Annotated in this window: 13 protein-coding genes; 9 read left to right on the top strand and 4 right to left on the bottom strand. The window is 38.0% G+C overall.

Features of this window, described 5'->3' with window-relative positions; translation table 11 throughout:
• Nucleotides 1-177 precede the first annotated feature (177 nt).
• The 7 genes from speA (at nucleotide 178) to E2I05_RS10255 (ending at nucleotide 6957) form a co-directional block, all read left to right on the top strand.
• Nucleotides 178-2091 (top strand): biosynthetic arginine decarboxylase, encoded by a 1914-nt coding sequence (gene speA / locus E2I05_RS10225; protein WP_121851940.1) that lies wholly within the window; start codon nucleotides 178-180, stop codon nucleotides 2089-2091.
• A 3-nt stretch (nucleotides 2092-2094) separates the two neighbouring features.
• Nucleotides 2095-3027, top strand: a complete 933-nt coding sequence (locus E2I05_RS10230) for an adenosylmethionine decarboxylase (protein ID WP_121851939.1) — start codon at nucleotides 2095-2097, stop codon at nucleotides 3025-3027.
• A gap of 31 nt (nucleotides 3028-3058) precedes the next feature.
• Nucleotides 3059-3988 (top strand): agmatinase, encoded by a 930-nt coding sequence (gene speB, locus E2I05_RS10235; RefSeq protein ID WP_121851938.1) that lies wholly within the window; start codon nucleotides 3059-3061, stop codon nucleotides 3986-3988.
• Nucleotides 3989-4000: 12 nt separating this feature from the next.
• Nucleotides 4001-4648, top strand: coding sequence for a pyridoxamine 5'-phosphate oxidase (pdxH, locus tag E2I05_RS10240; RefSeq protein ID WP_121851937.1), 648 nt, complete (start codon nucleotides 4001-4003; stop codon nucleotides 4646-4648).
• A 57-nt stretch (nucleotides 4649-4705) separates the two neighbouring features.
• Nucleotides 4706-5158 (top strand): YaiI/YqxD family protein, encoded by a 453-nt coding sequence (locus tag E2I05_RS10245; RefSeq protein WP_121851936.1) that lies wholly within the window; start codon nucleotides 4706-4708, stop codon nucleotides 5156-5158.
• Between the two features lie 102 nt (nucleotides 5159-5260).
• Nucleotides 5261-5839 (top strand): YceI family protein, encoded by a 579-nt coding sequence (locus tag E2I05_RS10250; RefSeq protein WP_121851935.1) that lies wholly within the window; start codon nucleotides 5261-5263, stop codon nucleotides 5837-5839.
• Between the two features lie 164 nt (nucleotides 5840-6003).
• Nucleotides 6004-6957 carry a YbgA family protein gene (locus E2I05_RS10255; RefSeq protein WP_121851934.1) on the top strand — a complete coding sequence of 318 codons (954 nt, stop codon included), beginning with the start codon at nucleotides 6004-6006 and terminating at the stop codon, nucleotides 6955-6957.
• Nucleotides 6958-7069: 112 nt separating this feature from the next.
• Here E2I05_RS10255 and E2I05_RS10260 read toward each other — a convergent pair whose 3' ends face one another.
• The gene (locus tag E2I05_RS10260; protein WP_121851933.1) at nucleotides 7070-7918 is read right to left on the bottom strand and encodes a LysR family transcriptional regulator; all 849 of its coding nucleotides are present in this window, start codon (nucleotides 7916-7918) and stop codon (nucleotides 7070-7072) included.
• Nucleotides 7919-8094: 176 nt separating this feature from the next.
• Here E2I05_RS10260 and E2I05_RS10265 point away from each other — a divergent pair, with 176 nt between their 5' ends.
• Nucleotides 8095-8829: an SDR family oxidoreductase gene (locus tag E2I05_RS10265; protein ID WP_121851932.1), complete on the top strand. Its 735-nt coding sequence runs from the start codon at nucleotides 8095-8097 to the stop codon at nucleotides 8827-8829.
• Between the two features lie 307 nt (nucleotides 8830-9136).
• Here the strand turns inward: E2I05_RS10265 and fadE are convergent, their stop codons facing one another.
• The gene (fadE, locus tag E2I05_RS10270) at nucleotides 9137-11584 is read right to left on the bottom strand and encodes an acyl-CoA dehydrogenase FadE (protein ID WP_121851931.1); all 2448 of its coding nucleotides are present in this window, start codon (nucleotides 11582-11584) and stop codon (nucleotides 9137-9139) included.
• A 294-nt stretch (nucleotides 11585-11878) separates the two neighbouring features.
• Between fadE and E2I05_RS10275 the strand changes: the two genes are divergently transcribed.
• On the top strand, nucleotides 11879-12676 hold the full coding sequence (locus E2I05_RS10275; RefSeq protein WP_121851930.1) for a class II glutamine amidotransferase: 798 nt from the start codon (nucleotides 11879-11881) through the stop codon (nucleotides 12674-12676).
• Here the strand turns inward: E2I05_RS10275 and E2I05_RS10280 are convergent.
• Together E2I05_RS10280 and E2I05_RS10285 are read right to left on the bottom strand one after the other, a co-directional pair.
• Nucleotides 12623-13360, bottom strand: a complete 738-nt coding sequence (locus tag E2I05_RS10280) for a DUF3108 domain-containing protein (RefSeq protein WP_121851929.1) — start codon at nucleotides 13358-13360, stop codon at nucleotides 12623-12625. The genes E2I05_RS10275 and E2I05_RS10280 overlap by 54 nt on opposite strands.
• Nucleotides 13361-13382: 22 nt before the next feature.
• Nucleotides 13383-13739 carry an MGMT family protein gene (locus E2I05_RS10285; protein ID WP_243641017.1) on the bottom strand — a complete coding sequence of 119 codons (357 nt, stop codon included), beginning with the start codon at nucleotides 13737-13739 and terminating at the stop codon, nucleotides 13383-13385.
• Nucleotides 13740-13757: the final 18 nt, after the last annotated feature.

The following is a 13757-nucleotide window of genomic DNA, read 5'->3' on the forward strand; positions in this document are numbered from 1 at the left end:
CACATTCTTGCTTGCAATGCTTATATAAGCAGGGTTAAATTGCGCTTCTTCTTGATGAGAAGTATATGAATTTCTATATAGTAAATGCACTTATCTATGTTTGAACAATACTGATTGAGTTAGTTTTAATATCACAAAATAGTTTAAACAGTTTAATAAATGGACAGGCTTGTAACGATGAATAATTGGTCTATAAATGATGCACGTGTTGGTTATAACGTAACTCATTGGAGTCAGGGCTTTTTTGGTATCAGTGATGGTGGTGAAGTCACTGTTTCACCAGATCCAACCAAAGCTGAAAACCAAATTGGTTTGAATCAGCTGGCTCATGACATGGTGTCTGCAGGAGTTTCCCTTCCTGTGCTTGTTCGTTTCCCTCAAATTCTACATCACAGAGTTCACAGTCTTTGTAGAGCTTTTGATCAAGCCATTAAAAAGTATGAATATGAAGCTGATTATTTATTGGTTTACCCAATTAAAGTCAACCAGCAAAAAACAGTGGTTGAAGAAATTGTCGAGAGTCAGCGCGGAAAATCAGCGCCGCAACTAGGTCTTGAAGCTGGAAGTAAACCAGAATTAATGGCGGTTTTGGCTACGGCACAAAAAGTCAGTTCTGTTATTGTGTGCAATGGTTATAAAGATAAAGAATATATTAGACTTGCTCTTATCGGTGAAAAGCTGGGCCATAAGGTTTATATCGTCTTAGAGAAGATGTCTGAACTTGAAATGGTATTGGCCGAGGCAGAATCTTTAGGTGTAACGCCAAGGTTAGGTTTACGTGCTCGATTAGCGTTTCAAGGCAAAGGGAAGTGGCAGGCAAGTGGTGGCGAAAAGTCAAAGTTTGGACTGTCAGCCGCACAAGTTTTAAAGGTTGTTGACGAATTAAAAGATAATGACAAGCTTGAGTCTTTGCAACTGTTGCACTTTCATTTAGGCTCTCAAATCGCAAATATCCGCGATATTAGACAAGGCGTGAGTGAAGCGGGTCGCTTTTATTGTGAACTCAGAAAACTTGGCGCTAAAATTGATTGTTTTGATGTTGGTGGTGGTTTAGCTGTCGATTATGACGGTACACGAAGCCAGAGCAGTAATTCTATGAATTATGGCTTAACAGAATATGCCAATAACATTGTTCATGTACTTACTGATATTTGCCGTGAGTATCAACAGCCTATGCCCAGAATTATATCTGAATCAGGCAGAAATTTAACGGCGCATCATGCGGTTTTGATCACTGATGTCATTGGAACAGAAGCTTATCAGCCTGAGCAAATCGAAGAGCCAAAGGAAGATGCACCACAGTTGTTGCATAACATGTGGTTGTCGTGGACAGAAGTTCTTGGGGGCGTAAGTCATAGAGCTTTGATTGAGATTTATCACGATACTCAAAGTGATTTAGCTGAAGCCCATTCCTTGTTTGCGTTAGGACAGTTATCGCTAGAAGAACGTGCTTGGGTTGAACAAGCAAATTTACGTGTTTGCCATGAAGTGCAAGGGCTGTTGAGTAGTAAAAATCGATATCACCGACCAATAATCGATGAGTTAAATGAAAAGCTAGCCGACAAGTTCTTTGTTAACTTCTCGTTATTCCAATCACTGCCAGATGCATGGGGAATTGACCAAGTATTTCCAGTGTTGCCTTTATCTGGTCTAGAGAAACCCCCTAAGCGACGTGCTGTTATGCTGGATATTACCTGTGATTCTGATGGTGTTGTTGATCAATATGTAGATGGTCAAGGCATCGAAACAACCTTGCCAGTACCGACTTGGGATGCTAATAGTCCCTATTTAATCGGTTTCTTTATGGTGGGAGCGTATCAAGAGATCTTAGGCGACATTCATAATTTATTTGGAGACACGAACTCTGCTGTTGTCCGCGTAGACGATAAAGGAGAAACAGTAATTGAGTCAGTATTAGCTGGCGATTCTGTTGCAGATGTGCTCGGTTATGTTAATCAAGACGCGTTAAGTTTTTTGCAAACTTACGAGGACTTAGTGCATAAACATATTCCTGAATTTGAACGGGAAAGCATACTTGAAGAGCTGCAATTAGGGCTTGAGGGTTATACCTACCTAGAAGACATTAGGTAAGCAATGTTTTACGAAGCCTCAGAAAAAAAAGTAGAAATTATCGTATCTCAGAATTCTGATTCTCTGAGAGATTACAGCGTAAGTTTCTGGAAACATATTGTTGAACAAGCTAATGCAGAAGTTCTATCAGTCACAACGAACGAATGTTGCGATGCTTACATATTAAGTGAATCAAGTTTGTTTGTATGGGAAGATCGTTTTTTGATGTTAACATGTGGAAACACGGAGCTTATAAACTCTGTGATGACGTTCATTGATGAAATAGGACACGAACTTATTGAGTTCGTACGATACCAAAGAAAAAACGAACATCGTGCTCACCTACAAGTAACTACATTTAACGCGGATGTTGAAAAGTTAAAAAGTCAGCTTTCTGGAGAGGCTTTCTTGATTGGCGACGCTGGTGGCCATCATCATTACCTCTTTACAACAGAAAAGAAAACGCCAGAATATAAAAAACCAGCTTGCACTGAATTACTGATGTATCAAATATCAGGTGAATTTTCAGACTATTTACGCCGTAGCTGTCAAACAAAAGAAAATATTCGAAACTTTTTAGATTTAAGTACTGATTTTGCTGAATTCATCATTGATGATCATAAGTTTGATCCTGTTGGTTATTCAATCAATGGAATCAAAGGTGAGAAATATTTTACAGTTCATATTACACCTCAAGAACCTAATTCCTATGTTAGTTTTGAAACGAATATAGACTTGATTCAATCATCGAATCATATTTTACAAAAACTTATAATGCTTTTTAACCCCAAAACTTGGGATGTTATTGGCTTTAATTCAACACACAATTTACCTGTTTCTTTTGAATCTGATAAAAATACAAACAGTTATGATTTAACTGTTCTCTCAGGGGATGATGTTTCATTTAAATATCATCAATTTCCAGCATGTCAGAAAATAACAGTAGAATTAATTTAAAAATTTTGGCTTTGGTCAATTTGGAGCAAAAATGACGACGATAGCGGACAAACCCGACTATTCATTATATTCGAATGCATTTGGTTATTTACGTCAACCATTAAATTTTAATCCTTGCGAGAGTGACGCAGATGTCGTTGTTATAGGTTTACCATTTGATATGGCGACCACGGGGCGTTCAGGTGGAAGAATGGGTCCTGGTGCTATACGCCAAGTTTCAACAAACCTTGCATGGGAAGAAACTCGTTGGCCGTGGGATTTTAGCTTAAGCCAGCATGTAAAAATGGTTGATGCAGGAGATTTAGTTTTTGATTGTGGAGACTCGGCAGATTTTACAAAACGAGTAGAAGACTTTGCCAGTAAAATCGTAGAGTCAGGTAAGGGCTTATTAAGTTTTGGTGGAGATCACTTTGTCACTTTACCGTTATTACGTGCCCACTTCAAAAGATATGGAAAAATGGCGTTGATTCACTTCGATGCTCATACAGATACTTATAGCCAAGGCAGTAAGTACGATCATGGTACGATGTTTTATCATGCACCCAAAGAAGGCATTATTGATGCTAGCAATTCCGTGCAAATAGGTATCAGAACTGAATACACAAAAGATGATCATTTATTTAAGGTCATTGATGCTGCAACAGCAAATGATCTTTCAGCTAACGATATTGTTGCTCAAATTAAACAGCGAGTAGGTGACTTACCTGTTTATCTGACTTTCGACATTGATTGTTTAGATCCAGCATTTGCACCGGGAACAGGTACTCCAGTTTGTGGCGGTTTAACCAGCGATAAAGCAATGAAAATTATTCGTGGCTTACAAGGATTAAATATAGTTGGTATGGATGTTGTGGAAGTAGCTCCAGCCTATGATTCATCAGAAATTACGGCACTTGCAGGTGCAACTTTAGGACTTGAAATGCTACACATTTGGGCGATTTCTCAAGGGTTAGTGAAGTAAGGATTATTGAATATGGATTTAAGTGAAATCAGAAGAGAATATACCAAAGATGGGTTAAGAAGTGCTGACCTTCCTGAAAGCCCTTTTGAGCTATTTAGTAAATGGATGGAACAAACAAGAAATGCTGAGCTCATTGATCCAACGGCTATGGTCGTTGCGACAGTTGATGATTCAGGGCAGCCATTTCAGAGAATTGTCTTATTAAAGCGTTTTGATGAAAACGGATTTGTATTTTTTACAAATTTAGAAAGCCGAAAAGCGCAACACATTCAAAATAATTCGAAGGTAAACCTCCTGTTTCCTTGGCACTCGATTGAGCGTCAAGTTGCTATCTGTGGTGAAGCGGAGCAATTATCGTCAACAGAAGTACTTAAATATTTTTTATCTCGTCCCAAAGAAAGCCAAATCGCCGCTTGGGTGTCCGATCAATCAAGTAAGTTGTCAGCGAGACAAGCACTTGAAATTAAATTTAAGGAAATGAAAGCAAAGTTTTCAAAAGGGGAAGTTCCTTTGCCTAAATTTTGGGGCGGATATATCGTCAGGCCAAGTTCAATAGAATTTTGGCAAGGTGGTGAGCATCGACTTCATGATAGGTTTTTGTATTCTAAAGAAACGGTTGAAGCAAACGAAATTTGGAAGATTGATCGACTTGCACCATAATTTTTATTTTAGAGAAAGAGGCTCATAGAGAGTCTCGCGTATTTAGGTTATATATTAATGAGCGAAGTTACGATATGGGTTGATGCAGATGCGTGTCCCAACCCCGTGAAAGAAATGATTTTCAGGGCGGCTGATAGAAAATCAATTAAAGCCATTTTTGTTGCGAATCAGTTAATTCGTATTCCACCTTCTCCCTATTTAAGTTGTATTCGAGTAGAGCAAGGGTTTGATGTAGCCGATGATTATATTGTTAACCATTTAAATGCGGGCGATCTTGTTATTACAGCCGATATTCCTCTAGCGGCAGATGCTGTAGGAAAGGAAGCGAGCGTAATAAATCCAAGAGGAGAGCGTTATGGTAAAAATAATATCGGTCAAGCGCTTTCTATGCGTAACTTCATGGATGAGTTACGAGGATCAGGCGTGCAAACAGGCGGTCCAGCCGGGTATAGTCAAACCGATAAACATAAATTTGCTCAATCCTTCGATTCATGGCTCGCAAAAGTTTAATTGTACAGCAATGTGTTATGACAGAATGATATTTCAAAGTTAATATAGTTTAGAATAGAATCCAACTGACAGCCCAACCTAAAAGATTGGTAAGGTATTAGAATGAAAACTTGGTTTTTTGCATTGGCATTTATATTTGCAGCCCCTATTGTAAGCGCGCATGAATGGAATGTCGCTTCAAAAGATTCTACTGTAAGCTTTGTTTCTGTAAAAAAATCAGTAATAGCGGAAGCGCATTCTTTAAGTGGTATTGAGGGAAATATAAGATCTGATGGTCATTTTGAGTTAACGATTCCACTAAAGACTGTTGAGACGGGCATCGACATCCGTAACGAAAGAATGCAAAGTATGCTATTTGATGTTACTCGCTATCCTAAGGTTATTTTATCGGCTAATTTACCTAAAAATTTATTGAAAAGTATGCCTGTAGGTACAACACAAACTAAAGAGATCCCTGCTCAGCTAGCACTTCATGGTAAAATTAAAAGGATTAACTTTGAAGTGCTTATTGTAAAGTTGTCACATCGTAAAGTTGTAGTGACTAGCGTTAAACCTACTATCATCAATGCTTCCGACTTTAACTTAAGTTCTGGAATTAAAGCATTAATGCAAATAGCTTCCTTATCCAGTATTAGCACTGCTGTGCCCGTTTCATTCGTGTTAACTCTAAAGCGAGACTGAACATAGCCAAAAAATGTTTTATAGATGCGTATGTACATTTACCGAAACGTAAGTACGCATCGAAGCTATTTACAACACCTTCATGATGGTATTCCAGTTTCTATCAATATCTATTTAAAACAACTAATATCAATGCTACATGGTTAACATTCTTGGTGGGTTTAATGGTTGAGTCTTCTCATCATATTAAAGTGGGCATAAGTAGTTGTCTTTTAGGCGCTAAGGTTCGTTTTGATTCGGGACATAAAAAAAACTCATATGTGACAAATGTTTTAAAGGATTACTTTGAATTTCATTCATTTTGTCCAGAAGTTGAAATTGGTTTAGGTATTCCCAGAGAGTCAATACGATTAGTTTCAGTAAATGATCAAATTCGTTGTGTAGGCACTAGGACTGCAGAATTGGATGTTACTGAAGACCTTTATGAAATATCAGAAGAACAAAAATCTTGGCATCAAGATTTATGTGGTTATATTGTAAAAAAAGATTCTCCAAGTTGTGGCATGGAGCGAGTAAAAATTTATCATAGTGGAATGCCTACAAAAAACGGTATAGGTCTATACACTAAGCGTTTAATAGAAAACTTTCCTTACTTACCTATTGAGGAGGAAGGTCGTCTTGAAGATCCCCACTTAAGAGAAAATTTTATACAACGTGTGTTCATTTATTCACGTTGGAAAGCAATGCTTCAAGAAGGTGTTTCAATATCTAAGCTTCAAAAATTTCATGCTAATCATAAGTATGTTTTAATGAGTCACAATCAGACTAAAGCTAAAAAGCTCGGAAATTTACTTTCAAGAAATGAAAATATCAGCTTGCATGCGATTGCTGATGACTATCTTGAAAACATGATGCAGACACTGAAGCTCGTCGCAACAAGAAAAAACCATAGTAATACTTTATTGCATATTCAGGGATATCTAAAAAAACATTTAGACACTGACGACAAAGCAGAGCTAAATGAAGTGATAGACGATTATCGTAATTGTTTGTTACCACTGATTGTGCCTATCACCTTATTAAGACATCATTTTAGGAAATATCCTAATCAATATATAACAGAATCCTATTATATGAACCCACATCCTAGTGAGTTAATGTTACTCAATAAAATATAATTATTCATTGTATTGCATAGTAGGTAACAAAATATTCGGGATTATATTTTCATGTATTCACACTCTTGAATAAATAGTCGGTATATACTTAAAGGTGACTGTATTGTGCAAACTATACAGTAAAAGTATATTGCTGATTTAAAAACCGTAAAATTGCGGCCAGATTTGGTGAAATACTTTGGTGCGCTGGGTAACACAAACCTATACGACGGAACATCCTAGGACCGTCGAAATTTACTCTGGATAGCCTTGACTCATCTTCAATTAAGCCGTCAGGTAAAAAACTTATCCCGTAACCAGCAAGCACTAATGATTGTACAAGTGATTTAGATTCAGCCTTGGCGACTAAGTTAAGGGAAATGTGATTACAAGCTAATAAACCAATCGTTTGCTGGTGGGCCTTACAAGGTGGACATTCAATAAAGTTGAATCCTTGTAGTTGTTCAGGCTGAACTTTTTCGTGGCTTGCTAACTCGTGATTTGTTGGGACACAAAGTACATAGTTTTCCTCCCAGAGAGGAAAGAATATTTCATCTTCATGACGTAATTCTTCAATTGTTAGCCTTGCATCTGCGGTACTAAGGTGATCAACCAATTCGATATCTAAGTGATCAATGGCGTTGTTGATGTGGCCAAGTACTGCCGAGAGTCTTCTCGGGCTTAAGTCTGACATAACGGCTAAGCGGAATTTTACTCGGCTGGCTTTTTCGTGAAATAACCCCGGTAATTGTTTTGCTTCTTCAACAAGTTTTAGTGCTAAAGGGTATAAATAATTTGCGTTATCTAATGCTTTGACACCTTTTTTACTTCTTTCAAATAAAGCGCCGCCCAGCTGTTCTTCAAGCTGTTTTAAACCAGAAGATAATGAAGGTTGGCTTACATGGCAACGAGAAGCGGCAGCAGTAATGTTGTTTTCTTCGAAAATAGCGATGAAAAAGCGAAGTAGTCTTAAATCGATCATAGTTATTGCTTATTGATAAAGTGAGGTTATCTATAGGTAAAGACTATCATATCCAACTAAAATTAGTATTTTAAACTCTTTAGATGCCTCAATATAATGATTTCAGATTCAAGGTTGATCGAGCTTAATCGCGTAATTTTAGATTTTAAATTAGTTAACAACTATAGGTAAAAGTAATGACAAGTTCACAAAATAAAGAATTAGTTGTAATTACAGGCGCTTCATCTGGCATCGGTGCATCAATGGCCAAGGCATTTAGTCATGCTGGTCACCCATTATTATTATTGGCGCGTCGTGTTGAGCGCATGGAAGAGCTTAAACTTGACAACTGCATGACAGCAAAAATTGATGTTACTGATTTAGATGCAATGAAAGCTGCCATAACAAAAGCTGAAGCTAAATTTGGGCCTGTTGGATGTTTAGTAAATAATGCTGGTGTGATGTTGTTGGGAGCGGCTGATGTTCAAGACCCTGCTGAATGGCAGAAAATGGTTGATGTAAATGTTATGGGTGTACTGAATGGTATTCATTCTGTATTGGGTAACATGAAAGCCCGTAAATCTGGAACAATTATTAATGTAAGCTCGGTTGCTGGTCGTAAAACCTTTGGCAATCATGCAGCCTATTGCGGCACTAAGTTTGCTGTTCATGCAATGACTGAGAACATTCGTGAAGAGGTGGCTCCTTTTGATGTTCGTATGATTACTATTGCTCCAGGAGCAGTAGAAACAGAATTACTTGGCCATACTACGGACAAAGATATTGTCGCTGGTTATGAGTCATGGAAAGAAAGCATGGGTTCTGTAATTGGACCTGATGTGATTGCCGATGCTGCATTATATGCATGGCAACAGCCAAAAAGCGTTTGTATTCGTGAAATCGTTTTAGCTTCTACTCGTCAAGAGCCATAAAAAATTTCAAACGATTAAAAAAGGATAGCGTTTGCTCTCCTTTTTTATAAGTTACTTACTTATCTAGCATTTAACCTTGAAACATCAGTAGACTGCGTTTTCAAGCGTAGAAAAAGTGGCTGATATAAGGCGTAGCTTACAGCAAATAGTTATTCTACTTGCAAAAGTTACAACGCAGATAGCAGCCATTTTAGCAAGCTTGTGAGCGTAGAGCACTTCACTCATTTGGTGAAAACCATGATGATAAAATCATCGTATTGCTCAAACAGTTACACATATACTCAGCGTTCAACTGATGTTTTTAGGTTTAAGCTGCATAATCAGCCGCTTTCATTATGGTTAGTTGAGCTTTTAATTCAGCTGGATCAAAATCATCAACATTGATAGATTTTAAGCGACCAATTTCAGCTCGCTTCATCAAATCAGCTTCCTCTTCAGTTAAAGCATTGAGCTCAAGCCCTTTAGCTGCGACATGATCTAACCACATGAAAGGTAACCTTTCTCCCGAAACTCCACACACCTTTTTATGGAGCGGCTCACAGGCAATTAAATCTAAAAATGTTTGCTCTTGAACTCCGACAGGGTTGTTCTCGTTTGCCAATAAATATTGTCCTTCAGCTAAACGATCTCGGCTAGCACAAGGTGTTTGCATAATGTTCGCAACTTGGTGATCCAATATATCACTTGGTCTTTTAACACATCGACCGAACGGGAATATTATCAAGCGTAATAAACGGCCTAGTCCTAGTGGGAAGTTATTAAGCAATTCATCAAGTGAGGTTTGAAGTTTGAATAATGAATCTTCTACAGCCCATTGAACAAGCGGTAAATCTTCAATTTGTCGGCCTTCATCATTATAACGTTTCAGCACTGCAGATGTTAGATATAACTGGCTGAGCAAATCACCCAAACGAGCAGATATACGCTCCTTTCTTTTTAAGCTACCACCTAAAGTACCCATCGCTAAATCAGATAACAATGCTAAGTTTGCACTGAAGCGATTCATTTGCTGGTAGTAACGCTTAGTTTTATCTGAGTACGGTGCGTTTGACAATCTTGAACCAGTCAATCCCATCCATAAACTACGAGTGAAATTACTGATAGCAAAACCGATGTGTCCAAATATGGCATTATCAAAATCTTTTAATGCCTTAGAAGGATCAGGATCGAATGCAGCTTGCATTTCGGCCAATACATAAGGATGACAGCGAATTGCACCTTGACCATAGATAATCATTGAGCGAGTTAAAATGTTTGCTCCTTCAACCGTAATTGCTATTGGTGCCGCTTGGTAACCACGGCCTAAATAATTATTGGGGCCTAAGCAAACACCTTTACCCCCATGAATATCCATTGCATCAATAACACATTTTTGCATACGGTCAGTTAAGTGACATTTTACAATAGCTGAAATAACAGAAGGCTTTTCACCGAGATCTATGCCTGTAGTGGTTAAGGCTGTAACGGCATCCATTAAGTATGCATTGCCACCAATACGAGCCATTGGCTCTTCAATGCCTTCTAATTTCCCGATTGGTAATTTGAATTGTCGACGTATTCTAGCGTATGCCCCAGTTGCGACAGCTGCTGTCTTGATACCACCAGCTGAATTTGAAGGTAAGGTAATTCCCCGACCTACTGATAAACACTCAACGAGCATTCTCCAACCTTGACCAGCCATGCTTGGGCCACCAATAATGAAATCAAGTGGGACAAAAACCTCTTCACCCTGAGTAGGACCATTTTGGAACATACAATTTAATGGAAAATGACGACGACCAGTAATGACGCCTTGTATTTTGGTTGGGATCAGTGCGCATGTAATACCTAACTCTTCAACTTCACCAAGTAGCTGCTCTGGATCGCGTAGTTTAAACGCAAGGCCTAACACAGTCGCAATAGGTGCGAGTGTAATATAACGCTTATTCCAAGTTAGTTTCATGCCAAGAATTTGTTTGCCTTCCCATTCACCATGACAAACGATCCCGAAATCTGGTATAGAACCAGCATCACTTCCAGCCTCTGGACTAGTTAAAGCAAAACATGGAATTTCTTTTCCCTGTGCTAACTTTGGTAGATAATGATTTTGTTGTTCTTGAGTTCCGTAATGTTGCAATAATTCGCCAGGACCAAGAGAGTTTGGCACACCAACGGTTGAAGCAAGTTCGCTACTCACTCCGGCTAGTTTTTGCAGGACTCGAGATTGGGCGTAAGCAGAAAACTCCAGTCCACCAAATTTTTTCTTGATGATCATGGCGAAAAAGCCATTGTCTTTTAAATATTGCCAAACGTTTTCTGGTAAGTCTGCAAGTTGGTGTGCAACTTGATGCTGATTAACTAAACCACAAACATGCTCAACTGGCCCATCAAGGAAAGCTTGTTCTTCTGCTGTTAATCGCGACACTGGAATATCATGAAGTTTCTTCCAGTTAGGCGCACCTGCAAATAAATCAGCTTCCCACCATGTTGTCCCAGCCTCGATTGCTTCTCTTTCTGTAGATGACATTTCGGGCATAATTTTTTTGTACATGGAGAGCAAAGGGTTTGATATAAACTGTCGTCGCAATGTTTTTATGTTGAATGGAATCGCTAATGCAAGAAAAACAATGAGTGGAATAGGGTGCTCAAAATGAAAAATGGATGCACCACCTATAACTAGTGCTACAGCGGTGGATGCTGTGATTAATGAAACCCTAATGTAACTGCAAATCCCTAGCACTATTACAAGGGCGATAATCCAAAGTAGAGTTGTCACCTTTATGTCTCCTTAAGTCTTTTGATTGAAGATCGCATTTTTTAATCGTTAAATACGAACATGATCATATTATAGTTTGTGGTCAGACCTCTGTCGCATTTACAAGGTAAATCTTAGCCAAAATTAATACAAGCACTTTTTAAACAAATGTTTGAATTAGTCGTTTTATAATCTATGGAGGATTTTTTAATAAATTTAATAAGTTGGCATATACAAGGATTGCATCTAGCGTTGTGATACAACGAACGCTAAAATACTAAAATTGTTGTGATATTAAATAAAAGAGCTTTTTGAATGTGTGAACTCTTGGCTATGAGTGCCAACGTACCTACAGATATTGTTTTTAGTTTTACAGGTTTGGTCGAACGAGGAGGTGTAACTGGGCCACATGTTGATGGCTGGGGAATCGCATTTTATGAAGGGAAGGGAAATCGAATTTTTAAAGATGTTTCACCGAGTTGTGATTCACATATCGCTAAACTGATAAAATCATATCCGATTAAAAGCGAAGTTGTTATAAGTCATATAAGGCAAGCAAATAGTGGTGGTGTTTCTCTTGAAAATACGCACCCTTTTAATCGAGTGCTTTGGGGAAGAAACTGGACTTATGCACATAATGGCCAATTAACTGATTATGAAAGTAAGTTTCTTACCCACTCTTTCAAACCCGTAGGTGAAACAGATAGTGAATTGGCTTTTTGTTGGATTATCGAGCAAGTGGCTAATAAATTTGGTGAAAAAGAGCCGTTAGATATGATTCCAGTATATGAATATATCAGCGAACTAGCAGATAGGCTTCGATTGCATGGCGTATTTAATATGATCATCAGTGATGGTATGAACTTGATGGCATATTGCAGTAACAATCTGTGTTATATCACGAGAAGGGCGCCATTTGGTAAAGCGAAATTGAAAGATACAGATGTCACGATTGATTTCGATAAAGAAACAACACCAAATGACATTGTTACTGTTATTGCAACAAGACCTTTAACTACCAATGAACAATGGGAAATATTGTCGGCCGGTGATTGGTGCTTATTTAGATTGGGCGAGCTCATCTCTTTCAGTCATAAAGCTACTATTGAGTAATTGTACTTCGAGTTGTTTTTTCCCTTTTTTTGAATGGGTTAATTTCACGGGTAAGTAAGCGAGTTCTGGTGCCAACCATATTAATGTTTGGCGCTTTTTCTTTTTTCTTTCGACCATTAATTTGATCGTTTGGTAGTTTCTTTGATTAATGTTTATCACTTCAGTACCTACAATGTTGAACTGATAATCGCTAATTTTGTTACTTTTAATAATCTTGTAGTTTAAATCTTCTTTTTTGTTTGCTAAATCGAGCCTCAATTGCACTTGCACTGAAAGAATGTCGTATAAATCATTTGCATAATTAAACTCTAACTTTTCATGTTTGTATTTTCCGTATACTTTTTCTTGTGATTTAAGAAAGACAAGCTGAGCTTGGTAGTCGCTTCCTGTTCCCTCTCTTTCATGAAAAAATCGTATCGGATTGACATGGTCGTTAGTTACAACGAATTCGCTACTCACTTCTCGTCTATCGGAAAGGACGAGTAGTGATAATTCACTTTCAAATTTATAATTAAACTGATCATTTATTTTGTCTAAGGTATAGCGCGCTTTTCCAAGGTCGATACTGCCATACAGTACTCGGTATTCTGCAGTTTGAGGTAATAACGGAGATAGGGTGGCGAATGCTGAAGAGGATAAAATTAAAAGTGTAATAATAAATAAATACTGAACTATGCGACTCATATTATTCCTTTAATAAAAAAAATCAAAAGGGTATGCCTAAAACTAAAGAAGCGATATTTGGTTGCCATTCATACTTCGACAGCTGAATTTTACCTTGGTTCACTTCAACACCTTCGATTCTTAACAATTCAGCTTGTGCTCTGTACTCATTTGAGTCTTTTATAAACGAAATTTTGCCTTGGCTGTTTATCACTCTATGCCAAGGTATGTTTTTTTTCGGATCTGCCAATTTTAAGGCTTTTGACACGTATCGAGCTCGCTTTGGTAATCCTGCGAGGTCGGCTACTTTGCCGTAACTACTCACTTTCCCTTCAGGGATCATCGCGACAATAAAAAGTATTCTTTCAATTGGGGCTAAAGGAAACTCATTGTTATACATCAGATTTGATCTTATCTT

Origin of the sequence: Parashewanella spongiae (genome assembly GCF_004358345.1) — a bacterium.
GTDB lineage: Bacteria > Pseudomonadota > Gammaproteobacteria > Enterobacterales > Shewanellaceae > Parashewanella > Parashewanella spongiae.